Annotated in this window: 24 protein-coding genes; 7 read left to right on the top strand and 17 right to left on the bottom strand. The window is 72.4% G+C overall.

The genetic code is table 11. The features are described from left to right. Nucleotides 1–19: 19 nt before the first annotated feature. Complete coding sequence (locus HNR67_RS24770; protein ID WP_185004624.1) at nt 20–742, top strand: class I SAM-dependent methyltransferase; 723 nt, start codon at nt 20–22, stop codon at nt 740–742. 13 nt (nt 743–755) lie between these two features. Here HNR67_RS24770 and HNR67_RS24765 read toward each other — a convergent pair whose 3' ends face one another. The 14 genes from HNR67_RS24765 to HNR67_RS24700 form a co-directional block, all read right to left on the bottom strand. Continuing rightward, nucleotides 756–1,544: a hypothetical protein gene (locus tag HNR67_RS24765; protein ID WP_185004623.1), complete on the bottom strand. Its 789-nt coding sequence runs from the start codon at nt 1,542–1,544 to the stop codon at nt 756–758. A gap of 15 nt (nt 1,545–1,559) precedes the next feature. Further along, nucleotides 1,560–1,874 carry a type VII secretion target gene (locus HNR67_RS24760; RefSeq protein WP_185004622.1) on the bottom strand — a complete coding sequence of 105 codons (315 nt, stop codon included), beginning with the start codon at nt 1,872–1,874 and terminating at the stop codon, nt 1,560–1,562. A 13-nt stretch (nt 1,875–1,887) separates the two neighbouring features. Continuing rightward, entirely contained in the window at nt 1,888–2,619 is a 732-nt protein-coding gene (locus HNR67_RS24755) for a hypothetical protein (protein WP_185004621.1), read from the bottom strand. Further along, complete coding sequence (locus HNR67_RS24750) at nt 2,616–3,050, bottom strand: hypothetical protein (RefSeq protein ID WP_185004620.1); 435 nt, start codon at nt 3,048–3,050, stop codon at nt 2,616–2,618. Before HNR67_RS24750 ends, HNR67_RS24755 begins: the two co-directional genes overlap by 4 nt. A 354-nt stretch (nt 3,051–3,404) precedes the next feature. Continuing rightward, on the bottom strand, nt 3,405–4,271 hold the full coding sequence (locus HNR67_RS24745; RefSeq protein WP_185004619.1) for a phosphotransferase enzyme family protein: 867 nt from the start codon (nt 4,269–4,271) through the stop codon (nt 3,405–3,407). After that, nucleotides 4,261–6,018 carry a carbamoyltransferase C-terminal domain-containing protein gene (locus tag HNR67_RS24740; RefSeq protein WP_185004618.1) on the bottom strand — a complete coding sequence of 586 codons (1,758 nt, stop codon included), beginning with the start codon at nt 6,016–6,018 and terminating at the stop codon, nt 4,261–4,263. The genes HNR67_RS24745 and HNR67_RS24740 overlap by 11 nt, the downstream gene beginning before the upstream one ends. A 40-nt stretch (nt 6,019–6,058) precedes the next feature. After that, nucleotides 6,059–6,934 carry a polysaccharide deacetylase family protein gene (locus tag HNR67_RS24735; RefSeq protein ID WP_185004617.1) on the bottom strand — a complete coding sequence of 292 codons (876 nt, stop codon included), beginning with the start codon at nt 6,932–6,934 and terminating at the stop codon, nt 6,059–6,061. Continuing rightward, complete coding sequence (locus tag HNR67_RS24730) at nt 6,931–8,253, bottom strand: glycosyltransferase (protein WP_185004616.1); 1,323 nt, start codon at nt 8,251–8,253, stop codon at nt 6,931–6,933. The genes HNR67_RS24735 and HNR67_RS24730 overlap by 4 nt, the downstream gene beginning before the upstream one ends. Continuing rightward, the gene (locus HNR67_RS24725) at nt 8,246–9,418 is read right to left on the bottom strand and encodes an iron-containing alcohol dehydrogenase (protein ID WP_185004615.1); all 1,173 of its coding nucleotides are present in this window, start codon (nt 9,416–9,418) and stop codon (nt 8,246–8,248) included. Before HNR67_RS24725 ends, HNR67_RS24730 begins: the two co-directional genes overlap by 8 nt. Beyond that, nucleotides 9,415–10,035 carry a hypothetical protein gene (locus HNR67_RS46340; protein ID WP_185004614.1) on the bottom strand — a complete coding sequence of 207 codons (621 nt, stop codon included), beginning with the start codon at nt 10,033–10,035 and terminating at the stop codon, nt 9,415–9,417. The genes HNR67_RS24725 and HNR67_RS46340 overlap by 4 nt, the downstream gene beginning before the upstream one ends. Further along, entirely contained in the window at nt 10,032–10,667 is a 636-nt protein-coding gene (locus tag HNR67_RS24715; RefSeq protein WP_185004613.1) for a hypothetical protein, read from the bottom strand. Before HNR67_RS24715 ends, HNR67_RS46340 begins: the two co-directional genes overlap by 4 nt. A 3-nt stretch (nt 10,668–10,670) precedes the next feature. Next, the gene (locus HNR67_RS24710) at nt 10,671–11,633 is read right to left on the bottom strand and encodes a nucleotidyltransferase family protein (protein ID WP_185004612.1); all 963 of its coding nucleotides are present in this window, start codon (nt 11,631–11,633) and stop codon (nt 10,671–10,673) included. Then, a complete protein-coding gene (locus HNR67_RS24705) occupies nt 11,630–12,973 on the bottom strand; it encodes an aminotransferase class III-fold pyridoxal phosphate-dependent enzyme (RefSeq protein ID WP_185004611.1) in 1,344 nt (447 codons plus the stop codon). Before HNR67_RS24705 ends, HNR67_RS24710 begins: the two co-directional genes overlap by 4 nt. Continuing rightward, nucleotides 12,970–14,238: a hypothetical protein gene (locus HNR67_RS24700; protein ID WP_185004610.1), complete on the bottom strand. Its 1,269-nt coding sequence runs from the start codon at nt 14,236–14,238 to the stop codon at nt 12,970–12,972. The genes HNR67_RS24705 and HNR67_RS24700 overlap by 4 nt, the downstream gene beginning before the upstream one ends. Before the next feature lie 478 nt (nt 14,239–14,716). On the opposite strand from HNR67_RS24700, the gene HNR67_RS24695 reads away from it, so the two are divergent. From HNR67_RS24695 to HNR67_RS24670, 6 genes are read left to right on the top strand one after another with little or no spacing between them, the layout of a single operon-like run. After that, entirely contained in the window at nt 14,717–15,904 is a 1,188-nt protein-coding gene (locus HNR67_RS24695) for a M16 family metallopeptidase (protein ID WP_185004609.1), read from the top strand. After that, complete coding sequence (locus HNR67_RS24690) at nt 15,901–16,695, top strand: hypothetical protein (RefSeq protein ID WP_185004608.1); 795 nt, start codon at nt 15,901–15,903, stop codon at nt 16,693–16,695. The genes HNR67_RS24695 and HNR67_RS24690 overlap by 4 nt, the downstream gene beginning before the upstream one ends. Continuing rightward, complete coding sequence (locus HNR67_RS24685; RefSeq protein ID WP_185004607.1) at nt 16,692–17,759, top strand: hypothetical protein; 1,068 nt, start codon at nt 16,692–16,694, stop codon at nt 17,757–17,759. The genes HNR67_RS24690 and HNR67_RS24685 overlap by 4 nt, the downstream gene beginning before the upstream one ends. Then, entirely contained in the window at nt 17,756–18,709 is a 954-nt protein-coding gene (locus HNR67_RS24680) for an ABC transporter ATP-binding protein (RefSeq protein WP_185004606.1), read from the top strand. The genes HNR67_RS24685 and HNR67_RS24680 overlap by 4 nt, the downstream gene beginning before the upstream one ends. Further along, complete coding sequence (locus HNR67_RS24675; protein WP_185004605.1) at nt 18,709–19,476, top strand: ABC transporter permease; 768 nt, start codon at nt 18,709–18,711, stop codon at nt 19,474–19,476. The genes HNR67_RS24680 and HNR67_RS24675 overlap by 1 nt, the downstream gene beginning before the upstream one ends. A gap of 46 nt (nt 19,477–19,522) precedes the next feature. Further along, nucleotides 19,523–20,323 carry an ABC transporter permease gene (locus tag HNR67_RS24670; protein WP_185004604.1) on the top strand — a complete coding sequence of 267 codons (801 nt, stop codon included), beginning with the start codon at nt 19,523–19,525 and terminating at the stop codon, nt 20,321–20,323. Nucleotides 20,324–20,378: 55 nt separating this feature from the next. Here the strand turns inward: HNR67_RS24670 and HNR67_RS24665 are convergent, their stop codons facing one another. From HNR67_RS24665 to HNR67_RS24655, 3 genes are read right to left on the bottom strand one after another with little or no spacing between them, the layout of a single operon-like run. Further along, on the bottom strand, nt 20,379–21,092 hold the full coding sequence (locus tag HNR67_RS24665; RefSeq protein ID WP_185004603.1) for an SDR family NAD(P)-dependent oxidoreductase: 714 nt from the start codon (nt 21,090–21,092) through the stop codon (nt 20,379–20,381). After that, nucleotides 21,089–22,246: an ROK family transcriptional regulator gene (locus HNR67_RS24660; protein WP_246492584.1), complete on the bottom strand. Its 1,158-nt coding sequence runs from the start codon at nt 22,244–22,246 to the stop codon at nt 21,089–21,091. Before HNR67_RS24660 ends, HNR67_RS24665 begins: the two co-directional genes overlap by 4 nt. Then, nucleotides 22,243–23,589 (bottom strand): MFS transporter, encoded by a 1,347-nt coding sequence (locus HNR67_RS24655; RefSeq protein ID WP_312987956.1) that lies wholly within the window; start codon nt 23,587–23,589, stop codon nt 22,243–22,245. The genes HNR67_RS24660 and HNR67_RS24655 overlap by 4 nt, the downstream gene beginning before the upstream one ends. Nucleotides 23,590–23,723: the final 134 nt, after the last annotated feature.

Genomic DNA, 23,723 nt, shown 5'->3' with positions numbered 1-23,723 from the left:
AGGCTGGGATGATGCCGGGGTGGGCTACACCGAAGCGTACGAGTCCGACCTGATCCGCGGTGACCAGGATCCCCTGCCATGGCGACTGCGCGCGGAGATCACCGCGCTGGCCCTCGGCACCGACCGGCTGCTGGACATCGGGTGCGGCACGATGTTCAAGACCCTCGCCCTCGCCCCGCTGGTCCGGCAGGTCGTCGGCGTCGAACCCAACCCACGCATGCTGGCCCAGGCGCACACCAACATCACGGCCAGTGCCGTGGGCAACGCGGTCGTCGTCGCCGGGCGCGCCGAGCAACTGCCGTTCCCGGACTCCTCCTTCGACCTGGTCACGGTGATGCTGGCGCCGCACGACACCAGCGAGATCAGCCGCGTCCTGCGGCCTGGCGGCCGGGCGGTCCTGGAGAAGATCGGCGACCGCGACAAGTGGAACTTCAAGACCGAGTTCGGTGCCGACGACCACGGCCCGCGTGGCCAGTTCGCCGACCTGGACCAGGGTCAACGCGCCCGTGAATACGAAGACGAGTTCGCCGGCCTCTTCGACCGGGTCGAGGTCCGAGAAGGGTTCTGGGCGACCTACTACTCCCGCACCGGCCTGGAGCTGCTGTTGGAACAGACCTCCGCCATCCGCGGCTTCGACCCGGTCGCGGACAAGGCGGTGCTGGACCGGATCTGCCAGGAATGGACCACCCACCGGGGAATCAAGACCATCCAGAACCGCATGCTCATCCAGGCCTGGAAGTGACCTGATCACCTCGCTACCGGTTGAGGGACCAGTCGGCGTCGCCGTCGCTGACGCTGCCGTCGTGGTAGGAGCCCGTGAACGGGTCCGGCCACCTGCCGCCGGGGAAGAAGCTGTTGTCGATGGCCTCGCCTTTGAGGCTGACCAGGTTCTGCGCCTGACTGCCCAGGAAGGCGACCAGTGCGGTGACCAGTCCTGAGATCATGCCGGTGGTCAGGCCAAGCTCGCCAACGAAAACCACCAGGCCCGCCAGCGAGAGCACGGCGCTGCCCAGCAGCACCACGGCGGTCGTGACGGCGGCGATGACCTTTGCCAGCAGCAGGGCGATGGCCGCGTAGAAGGCCAGGCCGGCCGCGGCGCTGATGGCCAGGGCGGCGGAGGTCTTCTCCGCGATGGTGGCGATCTTGTTCGCGGCGTCGCCCTGCGGCTTGATGTGGGACTTGTAGGACACCGCCGCTGAGCCTGCCCAGGAGTTGACCGCGGGCATCGCCTCGGGCTTCAACTGGCCGACGACGTTGGTGGCCTGGCCGCGAACGTCCAGCCATTCCAGGGAATAGGCGAAGAAGTACAGCGGGGCGGCGATGCCGACCGCGATGTCCTTGACGGTCACGCAGATGTGGTGTCCCGTGCGGTAGATCTGTTCGGCGCACCATTCGATGGCGTCCCTGAGGAACTCCGGCATCATCGCCACCTGGGGTTGCAGGCGAATGGCCGTGCGCAGCGCGGCCAGTTGAGCCTCCAGGTCGTCGATCCCCTTGTCCACCTTCGTCTTCACGGCATTGAACTGCGCGGGGCTGAAAGCCATCCCAACGCTCCCCCTTCAGTAAAGTCCCTTGATCCTGTGCAGGTTGGCGGCCTCTTCCCGCTCATAGGTGTCGGCCACCTGGCGCAGCGTGTTCGCGACCTCCCCCATCCGCCTGACGCCCTCGCCCGACCTGTCGACCACCTGGTTCACCACCTCGGTGTAGGTGTCGAAGACGAGCTGGAACAGCCCGGCCTGCACCCGGTTGAGCCGCATCGCCTCCGCCAGGGTGACGACCTCGCCCATCTCCCCGGCCTGCCTGTCCCACACATCGGCTTCGTCGCGCAGTGCCGCGGTCGCGGCGCGGACCTGGTCCGCGGTTGGCGGTGCCATGTCGAGTCGCCCTTCAGTCGAGGAGGCGGTCTGGGTTGTTCAGCAGGGCCAGGGTTTCGGCCAGCACGCTGTCCACGCCGGCCAGCGGATCCGCCCGCGGCGTGCGCTGCTGCTCCTCCAGCGCCGCCCTGGCTGTCTGGAGGGCCTCGCCGAGCGCGTTCATGAGTCGGGTGGCGGTCTGGTCGGCCGTCCAGCGCGCGTCCGCCGTGCAGGAGACCAGCCCGGCTGGGGACAAGGTGAGCGTGAGCCTGCCGGACCGGTCGGTGCCGGTGACAGTGGCGCCACCGGTTCCCGGATCGAAGGATTCGAGCCGGTCGAACGCCTTGAGCGCGTCCTCCGCGACCACGTCCAGCGGCCGCGGGGTCCCGATGTCGGGCAGCCGGTTGCCGGGAGTCGGCGCCGGTCCGGTCGTGCTCGACGCTGCCTTCAACTGATCGAGCTGGTTCTGCCACCCGTCCGTGGCCAACTTGTCCGACCAGGCCACCATCCGCTGCCCCACCGACGCCTGGAACGCCGCCAGCACCGCCGCCCCCAACGCTTCCGGCTGGAGCCTGCGCTGCCAGTCGTTGCCGACCCGGAACGAGACAGGCAGGCCGTCCGGCCCCGAGGTGACCTGGACCGTGCCGCTGGCATCGGAGCCCGCCGCCTGCCGGGGCATGGCCGCTTCGGCCGCACGCAACAGCGTCTGCATGGCCGCGGTCTGTTGTCGCAGCTGGGCCAGTCTCACCAGCAGCTCGTCGCTCATGGACTTCTCCCTCCGGTGGTCCTGTCCGTGGCGGGCGGTGCACCGACTACGCGGTGGGCCGCGCGTAGCAGGGGCAGGCTGGCGAACGCACCACCGAGCAGGAGCCAGGACAGCGCCGAGCCGGTGAGCAGAGTGGCGATCGCGATCACGGCCGCGGTGATGATCGTCAGCCACAACAACACGACGGTGGCGAGCCGCACCTGTCCGGATGTCCTGGCCCACAGCCCGGTGAGCACCGCCCCGATCGCCAGCGCCACCATCACCGCCACGATGATCACTCTGGAACCAGTCGGGCCGAACGGCGCCGTACTGGCCGCGATCGGACTGGTGGACCAGACAAGCGGCGCGGCCGCGAAGCTGATCTCGGCGATCACCACGACGATCAGCGCGTCCCGATGTTCGGCGCGGGCTCTGCGCTCGGCGTCCGGCACGCGGTCTCCTTCCCGTGGATCCCGCTGAGCGGCCCAGAACCAGTGGCCAGGACCGGCGGAGGCCGTCCGCGCCGATCGTGGCCACGCTGAACTGGCCCGTCGCCACGATCCCCGTGCGGGCGTGCGCGGACGCACGGACCTGATCCACGGATTCGCTGAGGTTCACCAGCTCCTGGGTGAGCTGCCGCAGGTCGGCACCAGCGGCGCGCGCCGCTGCGTCCGACCGTCGGAGGCAGGCTGGTGCCCCCGGTCCCGTTCCCCCCGTGCACGACCCATCACCTCGCACGCATCCCCATACGTACAGTCACCATACATGAACGTTCCGTGTTCGGGAAGGTGCACTCGGCCCCGGTGTCAGCTGCCGCTGCGGGCCAGGATCTCCCTGCCGTGTGCCTCGAACTCCGGGTCGGCGTGTTCATGTGCCCACACGACCGTGCTCACCCCGGTGTAGGCCGCGTAGCAGCGCAGTACGGCCAGGTCGAGTTCGGTCGGGGTTCGGCCGTAGCCGGACAGGAATGCCTCGCGCAGGTCTGGGCGGTTGTGCCAGACGCCGAAGTGCAGGCGGCTGAGGTCCTGGATCCACACGTCTTTGCGGGCGTGGCCGAAGTCGATCAGGCGGAGCCTGCCGGTGTCGTCGACCAGCCAGTTGCGGGGGTGGTTGTCCAGGTGGCAGGGCACCAGGGTGGGGGCTGGCAGGGTTGCCAGGCCGGACAGTTCGGTGCGGGCGGCGGCCAGCTGGGATTGCGAGAGCAGGGTCTCGGCTCGGGTGGCCCAGCTGTCGAACTTGGCGAGCAGGCGGGGGGCGAAGCCGGGATCGGTTATGGGGGCGGTGGACTGGTGGAAGCGCCGGGTCAGTTCGCCCGCACGGTGGTGCGCTTGGGGGGAGGTCGCGGCCGGGGTGCTTTCGGCCAGGGTGCCTGGCAGTTTGCTGATCAGCAGGAGTCGCAGGTTGTCGGCGGCGTCGAGCAGGTGGGGTGCGTTGTCCGCCAGTGCGGGGACCCAGTCGCGGTAGGCGTCGCGTTCGCGTTCGTAGGCCGAGGGTTTGGCCACGGACTTGGCGATCCAGCTCTGGCCGTCGGCGGCGTGCACCTCCACGGTGCGGGCCCCGCCGTGCGGCCAGGACAGGTCGGCGACCGGGTGGCAGGGGCCCAGTACCCGTTGGCAGTGGGCGACGGCCTCGGGCGGCAGGCCGAACCAGTCGGTCTGGTGGTCATCGGTCACTGTGCGGATCCCCGTCTTTCCCGTGGCGCTCGATGAACCGGCCGAGTTCGTGCTCGGAACGGCAGCACACGAAATCCCCGATGATAAGGACGTCCACCAGGCAGCCGAACAGGAAGGCCACCGCGTCGGCCGGGGTCTCCACGATCGGCTCACCCTGGACGTTCATCGAGGTGTTGAGCACCACGCCCACCCCGGTCAGGTCCTCGAGGTACCCGAGCAGGCGGTGCAGGCTCGGGTACTGCTGCTCGGTGACTTCCTGGACCCGTACCGTGCCGTCGAGGTGGACCACGGCCGGCACGGTTTCCTCGGCCTCCGGGGTGGCCCGGCCGATCAGCAGCATGTGCGGCGAGCGGCCGGAGAGGGCGAAGTAGCGCGCGGTGTCCGCCTCCCGCACGGCGGGCGCGTAGGGGCGGTAGGGCTCGCGGTACTTGATCCGCTCGTCGAGGGTCCGCCGCACCCCGGGGTCGCGGGGATCGGCCAGCACCGACCGGTTGCCCAGGGCCCGCGGCCCGTACTCGCTGCGGCCGGTGAACCTGCCGACCACCCGGCCGTGCGCGATGGCCCGCGCCGCGACCAGTTCCGGGTCGGCGACCCTGCGGTGCGGCACGCCCTGGCCCGCCAGGGTCGACTCGATCTCCGCCGGGGAGTACTCCTTGCCCAGCAACGGGGAGAACGGGCGCGGGTCGGGACACGGCCAGTTGCCGTCCCTGGCCGCGCCGAGCAGGGCCGCGCCGAGTGCGGTGCCGGAGTCGTGCGCGGCGGGCTGCACGAACAGCCGGTCCGCCACGCCCGCGCTCAGCACGGCCTCGTTGGCCAGTCCGTTGAGGAAGGTGCCACCGGCCAGCCCGAGGGCTCGTTCGCCGGTGAGTTCGGCGGCGTGCCGGGCCAGGTGCAGCACCATCTCCTCCAGGCAGTGCTGCGCGGCATAGGCGACATCGGCGCGCCGGGCGAACCACTGCTCCGGCGTGCCCCTCGGTTCCAGGTGGTGGCGGGCGATGTCCTCGAAGGACTCGCCCTGCTCGTTGGCCTGGAAGTGCACGCGTCCGGCGGTGCCGAGGTCGAAGCAGGCCCGCATCCGGTCCAGCAGCACCGGTGTGCCGTGCGCGGACAGGCCCATGAGCTTGCCGCTCTCGGTGTGCCGCTTGCCGTCGCCCAGCACCGAGTTGCACTGCGCGAGCTTGGCCAGCTGCGCGTAGAACCGGCCCAGTGAGTGGCCCGGCCGCTTGAGCAGGTCGATGCCCCGCGAGCCGCGCAGGTCGGTGGCGAACGGCCTGCTCTCCACGGTCACCGAGTCCGCGGAGGACTGCCGGTCGACCAGGGTCAGCTCGCTGCCCTCGCCCCGGTAGTAGGAGACGACCTCGGCGGTCAGGGTGCCGTCCTTGGTCCGCCAGCGCCCGCCGCTGTGGTCGGCCACGAGCACGGCCGCCGAGTCGAAGCCGGAGACGTAGTAGGCGCTGGCGGCGTGCGCGAGGTGATGGCCCACCACGTGCGTGTCCTTGCCCAGCGTCTCGTAGCTCCACGGTTCGAGCAGGTCGTTGACGAAGACCGCGTCCACGTCGGCCATGGTGATCCCGGCGAGGTCGAGGCAGTAGCGCACACCGGCCAGCGGGCCGTCCTCGGGCACCCCGTAGCTGCGCTTCTTGCGGGTGATCCGTTCTTCCTCGATGGCGGCGAGCACCTTCCCGCCGCCTACCAGGCAGGTGGCGAAATCGTGCTTCGATCCGCCGAGCCCGAGGTAGTACCGCATGGCGAGGTCTCCTTCTTCGATGAGTGGGGGCGGGGTGCGCTCAGTCCTGGCCTGCGACGGTGCGGATCCGCCGCAGCAGGTCCTCCGGCGGGATGTCGTCGGCGAAGACCCGCCGCAGCGCCAGCGGGTTGGTCGCCGGAGCGCCCATCAAGCGACCGGCTTCGGAGAGCAGGCCGTAGGCGTGCCGCAGCCCGACGACCTCCCGGATCTGCTCCCAGGTGATGTCGCTTTCCCGGCCGAAGGGGTAGGCCAGCGCGGACACGGTGGGCAGGCCGGCGCCGGTGATGGCCGCGTGGGCCTCGCGCAGCGCGTGGTCCAGCTCGCGCAGGGAGAGCAGGCTGAGGTTCTCGTGCCACCAGCCGTGGCTGCCGAAGCGCAGGTGTTCGTGGTCGAGTGCGGCGAGTTCGGCCCAGGTCGCCGCGCGGTCCGGGCACTGCGCCACCACCTCGGGGCGCACGAGGTCGAGCACCCGCGCCTCCGCCTCGGCGTAGCGCAGTCCGCGCAGCTCCCGCAGGGTGGCCGCGGGGTCGGCGGGCGCCGCGTCGCGCCAGCCACGCACGCCGTGCGCCCGGCCGAAGACGTCCCACCAGTAGGGCTGCTCGCGCGCGCAGTGCGCCGCTGGCACGAACACGGTGGCGGGCACCCCGACGGTGTCCCGGATCGCGGCCTGGGCCAGCTCCAGGGTCCGCGCGTAGGCGTCATCGAAGGTGATGGTCACGTACAGGTTCCGGGAGCGCTCCAGGCTGGGACCGTGCCGCAGCGCCACGGACAGTTCGAGCACCTCCGCGTTGGCGGCCAGGGTCTTGAGCTGCTCGCGGAACCGATGATCGCCCACGGACAGCCGGAGCAGGTCGTCACCGGGCCAGGCCTGTTCGGACGGGCGGACGCAGTGGTAGAGCAGTGCGACGACGGTCATGCGGTGAACCACTTCCTCAGTTGACGGGTCAGGTGCTGCAGCGGCCCCAGGTTCCGGCTGAGCGAGTACGCGAGCGTGCCTGCCGACAGGGCCAGGGAGCCCACGCCCGGCACCGCGGCGTCCAGTCCGGCCGCGCGGGCCGCCCGGCGCACCAGCAGGACCGACAGCACCGCGTTGGCCACCGGCAGCGCGGCCAGCCAGGGCCATCCGCCGAAGAACCCGCAGACCAGCAGCCACAGCCCGGCCAGCGGGCCGAGCAGCCAGGAGGCCACGTCGCGGTAGAGCGAGACGAGCCGCAGCAGGTGGAAGCGGGCGCCGAACTCGGCGGCCTCGGCCCCCAGCAACCGGCGGTAGCGCAGCACGTCCCACATGCCGGAGAACCAGTTGCTCTTCTGCGCCAGCAACTCCCGGACGGTGGTGGGGGTGTCGGTGTTCTCCACCACCGGGACCACCTGGACCGGGATGGCGCGCAGCGACAGGCGGAAGCCCAGCAGCAGGTCCTCCAGCGCGGTGCGGCTGCTCAGCCCGTCGAGCCTGCTGAGCAGGTCCAGCCGCACGGTCAGCCCGTGGCCACGCAGGTAGTAGGCGCCGCCCCGGCGGCTGTTGCGCCGGTACATGTCGAACTCGAAGCCCAGCGCCCAGCGGGTCTGGTAGTAGGCCGCGCCTGCCAGGTACCAGGCCCATCGGCCGCGCAGCCGGTCCAGGTTGCGCAGCGAGACGCACATCAGCTGGGCGACCGGCGGCAGGCCGGTGGCCGTCAGGGTGTCGCCCAGTGCCTGCACGGTGTCGGCCGCCGCGGTGGTGTCGGCGTTGTAGCAGACGAGGTAGGTGCGCCCGGCGCGCTCGCCAGCCTGTGCCCGCACCGCGGCCACGCCCGCGTTGAACTGGGCGGCCATGTTCGGCCGCGGCCCGTCGTGTTCGAGGTGGGTCACCTGCGGGTACTCGGCGGCCAGCCGCCGGGCCACCCGCGCGGTGGGCCCGTGCCCGTGGCCGCCCGCGCCCACCGGCACCTGTTCGGGGGCGGCCCGCTCGGCCAGCGAGGTGACCACGATGATCCTCGCCGGGTACTGGCCGGCCTCGATGGACCGGCACAGCGCGGGCACCGAGTCCGGCAGGGTGTCCGCCTCGGCGTAGGCGGGCACGATGAAGACCAGTTCCGGCGGATTGTCACCGGCGAACCGCTCGCTGGCGGCCAGGTCGCGTTCGCGATCGGCGGCCAGCCGCTGGGGTGCCGCCCACAGCCGGGCCCAGATCAGCGTGTAGCGCAGGGCCAGCCAGCAGGCCACCACGGCCGTGGCCACCGTCACCGGGTCAGGCATCGAGTTCGAATCCCTTGCCCACCAGGGTGATCGCGTCCTGGCGGGAGATCCAGTGCCGGTCATCGCCGACCGCGTAGAGCAGTTCCACCAGCTCCAGCGCCTGCTCCGGCGAGCACACTTCCGGCAGTCTGGGCGCACCCAGCTCACCCAGCACGTGGGCGAGGTCCCGGCCGGGATCACCGGAGAGGCCGGCGTCGGCGAAGAGCCTGCCCAGCCGCGCGACCGAGGGATGGCCGAGTTCGGCCTGGCGGGCCAGCACGGCGGGCAGCAGCAGGCTCGCCGCGTAGCCGTGCGGCAGGCCAAGGCGCAGGCCGGCGATGTCGGAGTACTCGTGCGCGGTGGTCAGGCCCGATCCGCTGGAGAAGGCCATCGCGCCGAACACCGCGGCGGTCATCAGCTGACCGGCGCCGGTCACCGAGCGCTCGCCGAGCGGCTCGGCCAGGCTGCGCACGACCAGGGTCGCCGCGGTGGCGGCGAGCAGGTCGCTGATCGGGAAGCCGCGCCCGGCCAGCAGGGACTCGGTGGCGTGGCAGAACACGTCCACGGTGGGCGGGCCGAGCACGGCGGCGGGCGCGCCGACGGCGAGGGTGGGGTCGAGCACGGCGAGGGCGGGATGGCGCGCGGGGTTGGCGAAGCCGTTCTTGACGCCATGGCCGTCGGCGATCACGGTGCCCCTGGTCACCTCGGCGCCGGAGCCGGACAGGGTTGGCACCGTCCACAGTGGAACCACGTCGGCAGGGCGGTACGTGCCGGGGGCGATCACGTCGGCCGCGGTGACCCCGGCCGGGGCCGCGCCGAGCACGGCCAGCACCTTGGCGCTGTCCATGGTCGCCCCGCCGCCGATGGCCAGGACCAGCTCGGGCCGGTGCGCCTGGGCCAGGTCTGCGCCACCGGCCAGCCCGGCGAGGGTGGGTTCTCCGGCCGGCGGGTTCCACTCGGCCAGCTCGATCGCCTGCTCGGCGCGCAGGGCGGCGAGCAGCTCGCCCGCCGGGCCGGTCGCGGCGGCGGCGTCCACGGCCACCAGCACCCGCCGGGCCTGGGCGCGCACCCGCGCGGGCAGCTCGGCGGCGCGGCCGGCGCCGAAGAGGATCTCGGTGGGGCAGTTGAACCGGAACGTGTCGCCGAAACCGGCGATCAGGTCCACGATCCGCAGGCCGTCAGTCACTTGGTGCCTCCGGTGAGCGCGGTGCGCAGCTGGTCGGCGATGGCATCCCAGGCCATCGACTCGGTGGAGATGGACATCTTGGGTTCCGCGCTGTGCTGGAAGTGCCGGTCGACCTGCTCCCTGCGGCGCCGGAACTCCGCCGCCTGGCTGAGCGGATCGGGCCCGAATCGCCGCAGATAGCGCTGCCAGCCTGGGCCGCGGTGCCGGACGGTGGAGAGCACGCTGCGTTCCAGCACCTGCTCGGCGCCGAAGTGCAGGCGCACCAGCACGATGCCCAGTTCGGCCCGCGCACTGTCCACTTCGGACAGCAGCGCGGAGTCCTCCAGTCCGCATTCGACCAGCAGGTTCACCCCGAGGCTCTCGCACACCAGGTAGCCTGCCGGGCCGAGCAGTTCGAGGGCGGCGGCGCAGCGGCGGGCCTGGGCGGCCAGGAACCCGCGCAGGCCCTCGGCGCCGTCGGTGGCGAAGACCTCGGCCCCCGGCGACTGCAGGAGTTTGTTCTGCAGCAGCACCGCCGAATGCCCACCGGCGGCCAGCCGCCGCACCACCGCCGTGGTCAGGGTGGACTTGCCCGCGCCGGTGACGCCGCAGAAGGCCAGACCGCGGGGGGCCGTCACGGGCGCGGCCCGGTCAGCCGGTCCACCACGCGCGCCAGGTACCCCGCCCAGTCGCCGGCCGAGGTGTCGATCCGCAGCACCTCCAGGGCGGAGGCCTCGACCAGCTCGCGGTGGGCGCGCTGGCGGCGGGTGAAGTACCCGGCGATCTCCTCGTGGGTCTGCCCGTAGCGGCGCAGGAATTCCCGCCACCCCGGGCCGCGGGTGCGCAGCGTGGACTCCACACACCGCTCCCTTACCGCGGACTCCTGGAGTTCGAGGGAGACCACCAGCGGCCGGACCTCGCGCAGCACCGACTCGATCTTGCGTTGCCCTTCGGCCCGCTGCTCGGCTGGCTGGTGCTCCAGCAGGCCGTAGAGGTGGAAGCCCTCGGCGAGCACGAGCATGCTGCCGCGTTCGTCGGTGCGGGCGGCGAACTCGCTGCCGGTGTAGAGCGCGTGCAGCGAGCGGATGCCCTCGGTGAGGTCCCGCAGGTGCTCCACGATCCCCTCGGGCCTGGCCATCCGCAGGGTGTACGCCTGGGCCAGGGTGAGGTGGGATTCGTAGCCCGCCGCGGTGGAATCGGCCGCCAGGTGCCGGAACAGGGTGCTCTTGCCGGTGCCGGTGATGCCTTCGAACAGCACGACGTCGAACATCGGTCAGTAGGTCCTTCCCAGTGCCAGCCGGATGATCCGGCGCTGCCAACGGGGCGTGTACCGCACCCGCCACCCGCCGTCCTGGCGCAGGGCGGCCAGCCGGGCCAGGCGCACCGCGGCCGGTTCCAGCCGCCGGCACCTGGCCAGTTCGGCCGCGGTGAGTTCGGGGCCCAGCAGCGCGTCGAAGGCGAGCAGGGCCGAGGCGCTCGCGCCGGGCACCCGCGCGGCCACCGCGAGGTCGAGCAGTTCGGGCACCCGGACCTGGGCCTGGCGCAGCAACAGCAGCACATCGGTGTAAGGCAGCAGTCCGGTGCGGGCCCAGCCGTCCTTGGCGATGTCGAGCAGGCGGTGCAACAGGTGTGCCACCGGCGGGAGGGCGCAGGCCGAGGGGCTGAGGCCGAGCAGCCGCGCCAGCCGGGACAGCGGCAGCTGCCGGGCGATGCGGTGGTGCAGTTCGACCGGCACGCCGCGGTCCGGGTGGTGCAGCTGGGCTCCGTGCAGGCGCTTGGAGGTGCCGTTGAACTCCTGCCCTGGCACCACCCGGTAGCCGGCCTGCCGCAGTGCCACCACGGCGCGGCCGTTGTCCTGCTCGGACACCAGCAGGTCCACATCGGACATCGGGCGCATGGCCGGCCGGGGGTACAGCTCGCCGGCGATCCAGGATCCCTTCAGCCGCAACGCCCGCACCCGCGCGGCGGCCAGGGTGGCGAGCACGGTGTCCGCCTCGGCCAGCGCCGGGCCGGGGGCCGGGCTCGCCGGGGCCTGGCCCGCGGCCGCGGCGATGCCGTCCAGGCGGTGCCGGTCGAGGAGTCCGGCGAGCGGGTCCCCCCGGTGCGGGACCGGGTGCCGCAGCGGGCGGCCCTCGGCCGGGAAGCGGGCGAGTTCGGTGAGCCGGGCGATGTCGGCCGCGGTCAGCGGCGGGGTCTGCAGGCGGCTGCGCACCCGGCTCTTGTGCAGGGTGGTCACGGGCGAGCCCAGCCCAGCCGCGCGCGCACCCGCTCGAGGACCCTGCCTGCCTGCTGCTGGTCCTTGCCCAGCACGCGGTGCCGGTTCAGGTAGGCCGCGAGGTGGTCGACGGTCAGCGGCGGGCAGCCGCCGAGCTGAGTGGTCACCGCCGCGACCGCCGCCGCGGCGATGTCCAGGATCGCCTCGACCATGCCGGTCTGGGCGAACATCAGGTTCACGTCGTCGAAGCAGTAGAGCAGCAGGCCGCGGCGCGCGCAGGCGCGGTAGAAGGCCGTGGCCCACTCCTGGTCGGCGAAGATGATCTGGGTGTTGCCCGGTCCGAGGCAGGCGTGCGCGCCCGTCCCGTGAGTGGCGAAGATCCGGTTGAGGCCGTCGGCCAGCTGTTGGCAGGCCGCCTGGTAGGCCGTGTGTTCGGCCTCGGTCCGCGCGGCGTAGAGGTCCAGGCAGGCGGTGGCCGCGGCCAGGCCGAGGCGTTCGGTCTCATAGGTCCCGGAGACGTGGATCTCCGTCTCGGCCGCCATCACCGCGACGTCGCCGAGCACGGCCGAGACCGGGTACCCGTTGCCGAGGGCCTTGGCCAGCACGGTGAGATCCGGCCGGACGCCGGCCAGGGCGGCGTAGCCGAGCGGACCGGCCCGGAACCCGGTCTTGACCTCGTCCACGATGAGCAGGGCGCCTGCCGCCCGCGCCAGTTCCGCGCACTGGCGCAGGAAGTCCAGGTCGAACAGCGCGGGCTCGGGGGTGACCACCACCGCGGCCGGGCTGGTGGCGGCGAGCAACTCGCGCAGGGTCTGCACGTCGTAACCGAACTCCACCACCGGGCCGGGGGCCTCCGCGCGTGGGTTCTTGTCCCGCTCGGCGAACCAGTCGTGCCAGCCGTGGTACCCGCAGGTGAGCACGGTCTGCCTGCCGGTGGCGGCACGGGCGATGCGGACCGCGGCGGTCACCGCGCAGGAGCCGGTGCGGAAGAACTTGGCCCGGTTGCCCATCCCGGTCACCGCGCACAGCCGCTCGGCGGCCACCGGGTAGTCGGTCGGGGTCAGCGGGGGCATGCTGCCGCCGCGGATGGCGGCGATCACGGCCTCGTCCACGGCAGGCTCGGTGTGCCCGATGAGCACACTGCCCTTGCCCGCGATGAGGTCGATGTACTCGTGGGAGTCCGCGTCCCAGGTGCGTCCGCCCGCGCTGTGCGTGAAGAAACAGGGGAACTCGGCCGGATCGTCGAGCAGGTTCATCCGCTTGACGCCGCCGACCACGGTCCGCGAAGACCGCTCGAACCAGGCCAGGCCCTCGGTCAGCGGCCGGTCCGGGACCGGTGTCTGCTGCGTGCCCTCGATCATCGGGAGCCTCCGGCCACTCCGGGCGCACCGCCGCCGACCAGGGCGGGCGAGCGCGAGATCATCGACATCACCAGTTCGCCCGCGCGGGCGGCCGCCTCGGCGCCGTGGCCGTACCGGAGCCGGTAGCAGGGCAGGTCGGAGGCGACCCGGCGCAGCGCAGCCGCCGCGTCCCGGCGCATCCGGTCGGCGTCCCTGCTGCGCGGCAGCAGCCACGGGGTGATCCACTTCTCCTCGTCGGGGGTGAAGCACTGCGCGAGAAGCTCGGCCACCGCCTCCGCCGGCCCGACCGGCTCGGCGGCGACCTCCCGGCGGTCGCGGTCGATCGCGGCGAAGATCAGGCAGCGCAGCGGGGCCTGGTCGACAAGGGGAATGCCGAGCAGTTCGGTGAGTTCGGCCGGCGCGAACTCCAGCTTGGTGCCGGGCCCGGCCGCGGCCAGTACCTCGGCGAAGTCCGCGTGCGGGGTGCTGAACAGGGGGTGCTGGGGCCGGGCCAGCCTGCCGGGCCGGGTGGCCAGCGCGGCGAGTTCGGGGAAGACCCCCGCGGTGCCGGGGTGGACCCGGCAGACCATCGGGTAGGCCAGCAGCGTGTGGCCCTCCGGGCCGGGCCGCAGCACGGTCCGGTCGTTGGCCAGGTAGCTCGCGCCGGCCAGGCTCCCGGCCGAGAGCAGCAAGGTGGTCTTGCCCGCGCCCTTCTCCCCCACGATGAGCGCGGCGCCGTCCGGCCCCGCGCAGGCGGCGGCGTGCATCATCAGGCCGCCTGCCTCCTCCTGGGTCCGGTGGAATGCCTCCCGGAAAGCGCGCACCGCGTAGGTGGCCAGCGACCGGTCGCCGTCGGCCAGCACGATCCGCACGTCACGGCCGCGCTGCAGCACGACGTGCCGCAGGCTGTCCTGTGGCACGAACAGCTCGGTCGGTCCGGCCAGGCGGTGGTGGTCGACCACGGTCTCCCCGGCGAAGATCTCCAGGGATTCACCCCGGCTGCCCTCGCCCAGTTCCCGCAGCCGCGCCAGCAGTTCCGGCGCGATCACCGTGTCCACCGACCAGTCCTCGGGCCCGCGCGGGGCGTGCGCTCGGGCGTCGGTGTCCCACGGCACGAACAGGCGCAGGGCCCGGTGCTGACCGGCCAGCGTGCTGTGCACCCAGCAGCGGAATCCGCCGATCCGGAAGACCCGGTGGGTCTCCGGCGGGCCCGCGGCCGCGGCGGTGAACAGCCGATCCAGCTCTGGTTGCAGGCCGTCCTGGTTCACCTGCGGTGATCCGCGCATAAAGGACCTCTCGCTGCTTTTACTAACGTTTTACTAATGAACTCGACCGTATGGGCACGTGGACGTGCCTCACCAGGGGTCATTGCAGTGCATGGTCTCCAGCATTACAGGATCGAAGCCGAATGGGATTGGTTTTGGCCGATCGCGGCCACAGTTCTGCAAGCCGGATGCGCGCCAAGTAGGCCCGGGATCGGATTCTTGTAGCCGTCCGAGCCCTATGCTACGTTCCAAAAAGGGCCATTCGCCCCATCAGCTGAGCGCCCGATTCCGGAAGTTTCTTCCGGATACTTTCGCGCGCTCGCTGTCCTATCAGAAGGCGAGGTGAATCGAATATGCGCAAGCACGCAAGCCTGCTCCGGCCCCGGCTGGACAAGGTGAAGGTCAAGCCGAACCGCTGATGACCGGCTGAAGGGTGCTGCCGCGAAATCGCGGCAGCACCCGCCAGCGAATTCCGCCCGTTGCCGAAGGACAGTCGCAGATGGCCAGCACAGCACCGATCCCGCTCGTCCCCATCGTGGACGAGCGGCTCAAGACCACCAGTGTGTGCCTGGCGGTGGGCTACGGCTCGCGCCACGATCCCGAGGGCAAGGGCGGCCTGGCGCACATGCTGGAACACGCGCTGATGTCGGCCCCTCGGGAGGGCGGGATCTCGGTCAGCGAGCAGGTGGAGAGCCTCGGCGGGCACGCCAACGCCGAGACCGGCCCGGAGTCCATGCTCTACTACGCCCAGGTGGGCGCCGCCGACGCCGAGGCCGTGGCCGGTGAGCTGTGCCGGGCGGTGCTGGCGCCGCAGCTCACCGAGACGTTGCTGAGCAGCGAACGCGAGGTCGTGCTGCAGGAACTGGCCGCCGCCGAGGCGGACCCGGCCGACACCGTGCAGGACGCGTTCCTGGCCACCGCCTTCGCCGGCCACCCCCTCGGCCGCCCGGTCGGCGGCACCCCCGCCGAGGTCGCCGGGCTCACCCTGGCCGATGTGCTCGAAGGCCACCGGAACGGATTCCTGGCCAGCCCAAGGGCGCTGGTGGTGGTCGGGCCGGAGATCCCGGCCTCGCTCCAGCACCACGACGCGGCCCCGGCGTGGCCACGGGCCGGGGAGCACCTCCCGTTGCCCCCGCTGGATCCGCCGGAGCCCCTCCGCTGGTCCACCGAGTTCTCCTGGGTGTGCCTCGGCGGCCGCTCCCCCGCGGCGAACTCACCCGAGCGGCATCCCTACGCGGTGCTGGCCAAACTGCTCGGCGCCAGCCCGACCTCGCTGCTCTACCGGGCCGTACGCGGCGAGCACGGCCTGGCCTACGCCTTCCAGGCCTGGTCGCGCGGGTACACCGAGGCCGGGGCCTGGCGGCTGCTGGCGGGGGTGGAGAGCGGCAACGGGGACAAATTCCTGGCCGTGGTGCGGGAGGTCCTGGCGCGGGTGGCCGAGCAGGGGCCGCTGCCAGCGGACCTGGCCTCGGCCCGCAACCAGGCGCGGATGAGCCTGGTGCTCAACGCGGAGAACCCCCTGGAACGCGCCACCCTCACCGCCAGGCGAGTCCTGGTCTGGGGGCCGGAGTGGTCCCTGGAGGAGGAACTCGCCGCGCTGGCGCGGGTCACCGCCGAGCAGGTCCGCCAGGCGGCCGAGCGGCTGGCCTGCGAGCTGATCACCGTGGTGCGCCCGGAGGCCCGATGATCGAGCAGGTCAGCCCCGACTACCTGCGGTCGGCCGAAGCCAGTGGCTTGCTGGCCACCCTCGACGGCCTGCCGTACGTGGTGGGCGAGCACCTCGACGCCGTCACCGGGCAGCGGCAGTGCCTGGCCGAGTACGTCGATCCCGGGCTGCTGGCCGACCCCTCGGCCCTGCGGCGACTGCGCCAGGCACTGGCCACCACCGCACCCGCCGCCGAGCGCACGGTGCTGCGGGTCCCACCGGACCTGAGCCCCGGACCGCCCTGGACCCCGCACCTGACCTACATCCGCTTCACCGGCAAGGCAGGCCCCGTCCCACCACACGTGCTGCCCGCCGAGACCCGGCACGAGCCCGCCCTGGTGGGCTGGCTGGCCGCCGCGTTCGACCTGGCCGGTCGCGAGCAGGGGCACGACGCCGGGGCGCGGTCCGCGGAGCTGGCCACCCAGCTGCTCGCCGCGCCGGACCGGCGCTCCTACGTCGCCACCGCAGGGGGGATCGCCGTCGGCCACGTCACGCTGCTGTGCGCGGCCCAGGACGAGGTGACCGGCCGCGACTTCGTGGAACTGCTCGATTCCCTGGTGGAACCGGACCAGGACGTCTCCGGGCTGACCGCGGACCTGGTCGCGGCCGCGGCGGCGCACGCCGAGGCCGAGGGCCTGCCCCTGATCGGGCACGTCGTGCACCCGGTCGGCGCGGCCGCCTCCCGGGCGGAGGCGGTGCTGGCCTCGCTGCTGCGCCGGGGCTGGGTGCTCGACCACCGGTACTACTCGGCTCCGCCGCTGGAGGGCGCGTGACCCCGCACATCGACCTGCCCCTGCTCCACCGCCTGCTCGGCCTGCCGGAACGGGAGACGCCGAGGGCCCTGTTGCGCGCCGCCCGCGCGGCCGCGCGCACGCTGCCGCACCTGGTGCTCTCGCTGGCCGAGCGGGACGGGCTGCCGCTGGGCACCGGCTCGACCGACGAACTGCGGCGGGCCCGGGTGCGAGCCGAGACCTACCGCCGGTTCCTCGGCCTGGTCCAGGCCGAGGCCGGGGTGCGGGTGATGAAGGGGCCCCAGCTGGCCCAGCGGTACCCGGCGGACCTGCTGCGCCCGGCAGGTGATCTGGACCTGGTGGCCGCGGACGAGGCGCGGCTGTGGCTGGCCGCACGCGCGGTGCTGGCGGTGCGGCAGGTCGAGGACATCGACCTGACGGTCTTCCAGCACTCCGGGCACCGCGATGTGGTGATCGCGCTGGCCTGGCCGTCCGAGGATCCCCTGCTGGACCGCGGGTACAAGATCGAGATCTCCACGATGGCCTTTCCCGGCGACGGCGGAGCGGTGCCCATCAGGGCGGCCCTGCCAGCCGATCCCTGGCTGGCCGACCTGCTGGCCCTGGCCGAGGAACGGCACCAGCGGGACTTCCACGCCAAGGACGTGCTGGACGTGCTGGTGCTGGCCGGGGACGCCCCGCCAGGCGAGACCGTGGCCGCCGCGGCGGCAGGCCTGTACCTGGCGCCTGAGCTGGCCGAACTGCTCGACTACGCCGCCGGGTTCGCCAGCCTGGGACCGTTGGCTCCGACACTGGAGCGGCTGCGCGCGCCTGCGGCTGCGGAGCTGGCGCGGCGAGCCCGGTGGCACCCGGCGGAGGCGGGCGCGGCGGACTCGGTGGCCGACCGGCTCGCCACCGGCAGGCCGGTGTACGGGATGCCGCTGCGGCAGGTCTCCGGCCGGGAGGACTGGCCGGTGGCCGAGCTGCGCGAGGTGGCCGGGTCCACGGTGCTGGCCACCCCGGTGGCCGACCTGCTGCTGGTCACCGGCGAACTGGTCGACCCCGAGCAGTTCACCTCGGTCCTGCGCGCACTGGGGGAATCGACGTGACCGCCATCCGCACCCAGGCGCTGACCAGGACTTTCCGCGCCCAGCGGGGCAAGGGCGAGCCGGTGCCCGCCCTGCGCGGGGTGGACCTGAGCATCGAGCCGGGCGAGGTCAGGGGCCTGCTCGGCCCCAACGGCGCGGGCAAGACGACCCTGTGCAAGATCCTGTCCACGGTGCTGCTGCCCACCTCGGGCACGGCCACCGTGCTGGGCCACGACGTGGTCACCGGCACCGCGGCGGTCAAGCGCACGGTCGGCGTCGTCTTCGGTGGCGACCGCGGGCTCTACGGCAAGCTCAGTGCCCGCCAGAACCTGCGCTTCTGGGCCTCGCTGTACGGCCTGCACGGCCGGGACCTGCGACAACGGGTGGAACACCTACTTGACCGGATGGGCCTGGCCGAGCGGGCCGCCAGCCAGGTGAACACCTTCTCCCGGGGCATGAAGCAGCGGCTGCACCTGGCCAGGGGCCTGGTCGCCGACCCTCGGGTGCTCATCCTCGACGAGCCGACCGCGGGCATGGATCCCGTCGCGGCGCACGAGTTCCGGGATGTGCTCGGCGAACTCCGGCAGGACGGGCGCACCATCCTGCTCACCACGCACGACATGCGCGAGGCCGAGGCGGTGTGCGACCAGGTCACCCTGATCGACGGCGGCGCGGTGCTGGCCTCCGAGCGGCCTGCCACGCTCGGCGCGCTGATCTCCCGGTTCGAGCGGGTCGACGTCGAGGGCGCGCCCGAGGCGCTGCTGGCCGAACTCGGCGGGCTGCCCGGGGTGGCGGCCGTGCACCGGGACGAACGGGGGCACGCCAGGATCGAGACCGAGGGCACCGCGGCGACCCGCCAGGTGCTGCAACGCCTGGTGGCCGAGGGGGTCACCACCATCGCGACCAGCAGACCGAGCCTGGAAGAGGTCTACCTGCGCCTGATCGGCGAACGTGGCATGGCGGTGCGGTGATGCGGCTGGCCTTCAGCGCGTTCCGGTTCCAGCTCGCGCTGGCCCGCCGGACGCCGGACCTGCTGCACGTGCTGGTGACCGCCCCGCTGTTCACCGTGGTGTTCCTGGCCATCAGCGAGCACGCGGGCCGGCGCGACCTGGCCGCCTACGCGGTGCTGGCGCCCTGCCTGATGTCGCTGTGGGCCATCGCCCTGTTCATCGCGGGCGAGGTGATCACCCAGGAACGGCACTGGGGCACCCTGGAGGCGCTGGTGGCCACCCCGGCCCGGTTCTCCACCCTGGTCACCGCGCGGATCACCGCGGTCACCCTGTTCGGCTCGCTGAGCTTCGGCGAGGCCTGGCTGGTCGCCGCGGCGGGGTTCGGCATCGTGCTGCCGATCGAGCACCCCGTGCTGTTCCTGACCTGCCTGCTGGCCTCCGCACTGGCGATGGCGGGCACCGCGAGCACGCTGGCCGCGGTGTTCGTGGTCGCCCCGTCGGCCCGGATCGTGCAGAACACCCTCAGCTATCCGTTCTACCTGCTCGCCGGTGTCCTGGTGCCCGTGCACCTGCTGCCGGAGTGGGTGCAGCCGCTGTCGAAGGTGATCTTCCTGTCCTGGAGTTCGGACCTGCTGCGCGACACCCTCTCCCCCGCCCCGGTCGCCGCACCCGCCGCCCGGCTGGCCGTGATCTGCCTGCTGGGCCTGGCCGGTCACGCCGCGGGAGCGCTGCTGATGCGCCGGTTCCTGCGCCGGGTGCGCGAGCAGGGCACCCTCTCGCAGGTCTGACCGGGTCCGTGCCGATGACCAGATCGCCCCAGCCCGGAGGACTCCCATGAGGTCTGTGGTCGCGCCGCTGCGCGTCGTGCGGCACAGCGCGGCGAACGCCGTGGCCGACCTGCGCGCCACCTACACCTGGACCAGCTGGACGGTCGGCTGGCTCGGCCGGATGCTCGCGCAGGTCACCTTCTTCGCCTCCGTCGGCCTGCTGCTCGGCTCGCCGGAGCACACCCGCTTCCTGGTGATCGGCAACTCGGTGATGACCTGCGTGATCGAGGCGATGATGGTGGTCGCCTCCAGCACCTGGGAGCGCCGGGCAGGCACCCTGCCGCTGCTGCTGGCCGCGCCAACGCAGCTGGGCTGGGTCTTCTTCGGGCGCAGCCTGCAGTGGCCGGTGAGCGGCTCGGCGACCTCGCTGGTGTCGCTGTTCGCGCTGGCACCGCTGTTCGGGGTCAGCTGGACGGCTGGGCAGGTCCTGTTGCTGCTGGTGCTGGTCCCGCTGGCCGCGTTGAGCGCCTACTGCTTCGGCCTGTTCCTGGCCGCCTTGGTGCTCAACGCCGCGGGGCTGCGCAACATCGTCTCCAACGCCAGCTACCTGGTGATGATGGCGATCTGCGGCGTCCAGATCCCGGTGACGTTCTGGCCGGGGTGGGTCCAGGACCTGGCGACCGCCCTGCCGCTGACCCACGTGCTCGCCGCGGTCCGCCGGGTGGCCGAGGGCGCGGGCGCCGAGGCGGTGCTGCCGCGCGCGGCACTGGGTGTGGCGGTGGGCTGCTGCTGGTTCGCCGCCGCCCTGCTCGCCTTCCGGTTATTGGCCGAACGCGCCCGGCGCGGCGGCGGGTCCGATTTCAGCTGAAAACGTCCATTTCGCCGCGATCGGAATCGCGCATCGGCGTGGCGGTGGCGCCATTCTAGGTAGCCGGTTCGGGCAATGCGGCCGTCATCGCGCCGTCCACGGTGACGGTCGCGCCGGAAACGACCCTGGCCTCATCACTGAGCAAAAAATCCACCACGCGAGCGATATCGTCCGGCTGTGCCAATTCGCCCAGTGGCTGCACCCTGGTCAACGCGTCCCGGGTATCCCCATCCTGCCAGCGATGCGCGTTGCGGGGCACCATGACAAACCCCGGCCGGACGACATTGCACCGAAGCCCGCGCGGACCGAACTCCACCGCGGCCGCGCGACCGAGTGCCTCCAGCGCGGCTTTGGCCATCGCGTACGGCGCCTGCCCACCCCACGCCAATTCCGCGTGAATCGAACTGACCAGCACCGCGGCGCATGGCCTGCCGCCTGCCCTGGCGAGCAGTTGCTGCAACGGCTCCAGCGCCGACACCGCCCCGATGTCCAGCACGCTGAGTACCGCGTCCGAAGTCTGCTCGGCCAGTGCGGCGCGATGCTCGGCCAGTAGGCAGTGCACCAGCCCGGTCACGCTGCCGAGCGCGTCGAACGCGGCGCCGATCACGGCTGAATCCGTCGCGTCGCCCAGGATCCACGGCACGCCGGCCAGCTCCGGCGGCGGTGGCGCGATATCCACCACGGCGACCGGTCGTCCCGCGGCCAGCAGCGCGCGCACGATGGCCGAGCCGATCCCACCGGCACCGCCGAGCACCACCACACCGCTCATGACCCCACCCCTGCCCAGACGGTTCCGGCGGCGAAGAAGGCGCGCACGACGAGTCCCGCCGCCGCGGTGACCAGCGGGTTGTCCCTGGAGCGCGGCCGGACCAGCGCCGCCGGTGGCGTCGCCTCGACCCGGTCGCGCACCACCTGGAGCCATCGGTCCGACACCGCGCCGCTGCCACCGAGGATGATCGTGCGCGGCCGCATCAGCTCGAACACCGTGTCGGCCACCACGGCGACCTGGGCACCGCGCGCCTCGAGCAGCCCGATCGCGACCGGATCCGTCTCGGCCAGGCGAACCAGGTCCGTCAGTGTGGTCACCGCGAGTCCGGCGGATCGGGCCGCGGCGAGTAGCGCCACATCCGTCCCGCACTCGCCGAAACGCGCGTAGCCGCCGCCGGTGAGGTCGGGCACGAGGATCCGGCCGAAGCTGCCTTGAATGATGCCGTCCGGACCCGTGGCCACCGGTCGGCCGAGGAACCCCAGCTCCGCGACGTTGCCGACGAACAGGTACAGCACGCTGTGCAGGCCCGGCCCCGCGCCGAAGGTGAGTTCGGCGCCGAGCAGGGCGCACGCGTTGCCGTCCACCACGACGTCGAGCCCGGTCCGCGCCCGCAACCGGTCGGCGACCTGGACATCGGCCCACCCCAGCACGTCGTTGCGCACGACCCGGCCTGCCGCCCGGTCCACCTCGCCGCCGACGGCCACCCCGATGCCCAGCACCGGGCCTGCGGCGGAGCCTGCCATCTCGGCGGCCAGTTCGGCGGCTCGCGCCACCGTGCCGAGGTGGTCGGCCGGATCGCGGTCCTCGGTGTGTGCCAGGACGCAGTGCCCGGCCAGGTCGGTCAGTCCGACCGTGGTCCGTTCGAGGCCGAGGTGCACCCCGACCGCGTACCGGCTCGCCGGGTTCAGCTCCACCGGCACCCGTGGCCTGCCGATCCGGCCGGGCTGCTCGGCGAGTTCGCGGAGGATGCCCGCGGCCAGCAGCGGTTCGATGATCCGGCCGATGCTGGCGTGGTTGAGCGACAGTTCCTTGGCGATCTCGCTGCGTGCCACCGGGCCACGCTGGGCGAGCAGCTGCAACATGGCGGCGGTGTTGGCCTGCCGGGCGTGGCGCGGCTGGGTTCCGCTGAGCTGGGCACGATCGGCCTCGCTCATGCCTTCACCGCCGAGCCGGACTCGACCTCGTTGACTTCCTCGAGTTCCACCCCGGTGGTGGCCAGCCACGGTGAGGCCGCCACCAGGACCGCGCACACCACGAAAGCGAAGGCGTACCAGGCGACGACCTGGATGCCGTGCTCCTGCACCAGTGTGGGCACCAGGAACACGTTGAGCGCGATCGCCAGCCGGGTCGCGGCCTGGGCGATACCGGAGCCGAGGCCACGCAGCGCGGTCGGGAACGCCTCCGCGCTCCACACCCAGCACAGCACGCCAGGGCCGAGCCAGGTCAGCGTGGCGTACACCGCCCAGAAGATCACCAGACCGGCGCCGGAATCCCCACCGGTGAACGCGATGCCCAGCCCGGCGCCGAAAACACCGAGGCAGGTCCACACGCCCAGCCAACGGCGGTTGACCCGATCGATCAGCAAGGCGCCCGCCGCCACCGCGATGATCCCCATCACGTAGCCGAGCAGGGAGAAGTACAGGGTGTTCGACACGCCGATGCCGAGGCTGCTGATGATCAGTGGACCCGCGACCGTGGACACCGCGCCGCCGAAGGCCTGGATGGCGAAGAACGCCGTCACCGTCACCAGCCGCCGCAACGCCCCACCGGACCACAGCGCCCGGTAGTCCCGCCGCGCGACGGTCTCGTGCTTGGGCGGCTCCAGCCCGAGCGTGTCGTAGACCCGCCGCGCCTCCGCCACCCGGCCCTGTGCGAGCAGCCAGCGCGGCGACTCGGGCAGGAACTGCCGGGCCAGCAGTACCGCGGCGGCGGGCAGCGCGGCCAGGCCGAACAACCACCGCCAGGTCTCCTCGCCGAACACCGGCTGGAGCGCGAGCGCGAGCAGCACCGAGGCGATGGCGCCGCCGAGCCACATCAGGTTGGGCAGGCTGCCCGCGATGCGGCCCCGGCGGGACTTGGGCGCGATCTCGGCGAGGAACGCGTGCGAGGTCGGAATGTCCATGCCCACCGCGACACCGAGCACGAATCTCGCCGCGACCAGTTGCCACACGTCCTGCACGAACGCGGCGGCGATGGAGGCCACCACGAAGAACACCAGATTGATCATGAAGATCACCCGCCGGCCGAACCGGTCGGACAGGTCGCCGAAGACCAGCAGGCCGACCGCGGTACCCGCGAACGCCGCCGCGGTCACCACCCCCACCTGGAACGCGGTGAGGCCGAAGTACGGCCGGAGGAACAGCATCGCGGCACCGATGACCAGCAGGTCGTAGCCGTCGATGAACTCACCGAACGCGACCAGCCTGCCCGCCCAGTTGCGAACGAACCGGGTCCGCCGCGGCGACATCGACGGTTGATCCACCACGACCACGCTCACCTGAACCCCCGGATCCATTACGTGCGACGAACACTAAAGTGCACGCAGGTGAACCACAACGACTGAGTGCTCAGCGAACTGGAGAGACGACCCGCCCGATCGCGCATACCCGCTGAACCGGAGCGGAAAGGCGC

The organism is Crossiella cryophila (assembly GCF_014204915.1).
Lineage (GTDB): Bacteria > Actinomycetota > Actinomycetes > Mycobacteriales > Pseudonocardiaceae > Crossiella > Crossiella cryophila.
Note: the sequence above shows the minus strand (reverse complement) of the source record. Positions and strands in the feature narration are given on the sequence as shown.

Excerpts from the sequence above, each read along its gene's own strand:
- HNR67_RS24665 (WP_185004603.1), bottom strand. The coding sequence starts at position 21,092 with ATGAGCGGTGTGGTGGTGCTCGGCGGTGCCGGTGGGATCGGCTCGGCC.
- HNR67_RS24755 (WP_185004621.1), bottom strand. The coding sequence starts at position 2,619 with ATGAGCGACGAGCTGCTGGTGAGACTGGCCCAGCTGCGACAACAGACC.
- HNR67_RS24660 (WP_246492584.1), bottom strand. The coding sequence starts at position 22,246 with ATGAGCGAGGCCGATCGTGCCCAGCTCAGCGGAACCCAGCCGCGCCAC.
- HNR67_RS24735 (WP_185004617.1), bottom strand. The coding sequence starts at position 6,934 with ATGACCGTCGTCGCACTGCTCTACCACTGCGTCCGCCCGTCCGAACAG.
- HNR67_RS24765 (WP_185004623.1), bottom strand. The coding sequence starts at position 1,544 with ATGGCTTTCAGCCCCGCGCAGTTCAATGCCGTGAAGACGAAGGTGGAC.
- HNR67_RS24670 (WP_185004604.1), top strand. The coding sequence starts at position 19,523 with ATGAGGTCTGTGGTCGCGCCGCTGCGCGTCGTGCGGCACAGCGCGGCG.
- HNR67_RS24705 (WP_185004611.1), bottom strand. The coding sequence starts at position 12,973 with ATGATCGAGGGCACGCAGCAGACACCGGTCCCGGACCGGCCGCTGACC.
- HNR67_RS24690 (WP_185004608.1), top strand. The coding sequence starts at position 15,901 with ATGATCGAGCAGGTCAGCCCCGACTACCTGCGGTCGGCCGAAGCCAGT.
- HNR67_RS24760 (WP_185004622.1), bottom strand. The coding sequence starts at position 1,874 with ATGGCACCGCCAACCGCGGACCAGGTCCGCGCCGCGACCGCGGCACTG.
- HNR67_RS24675 (WP_185004605.1), top strand. The coding sequence starts at position 18,709 with ATGCGGCTGGCCTTCAGCGCGTTCCGGTTCCAGCTCGCGCTGGCCCGC.
- HNR67_RS24695 (WP_185004609.1), top strand. The coding sequence starts at position 14,717 with ATGGCCAGCACAGCACCGATCCCGCTCGTCCCCATCGTGGACGAGCGG.
- HNR67_RS24730 (WP_185004616.1), bottom strand. The coding sequence starts at position 8,253 with ATGCCTGACCCGGTGACGGTGGCCACGGCCGTGGTGGCCTGCTGGCTG.
- HNR67_RS24740 (WP_185004618.1), bottom strand. The coding sequence starts at position 6,018 with ATGCGGTACTACCTCGGGCTCGGCGGATCGAAGCACGATTTCGCCACC.
- HNR67_RS24700 (WP_185004610.1), bottom strand. The coding sequence starts at position 14,238 with ATGCGCGGATCACCGCAGGTGAACCAGGACGGCCTGCAACCAGAGCTG.
- HNR67_RS24715 (WP_185004613.1), bottom strand. The coding sequence starts at position 10,667 with ATGTTCGACGTCGTGCTGTTCGAAGGCATCACCGGCACCGGCAAGAGC.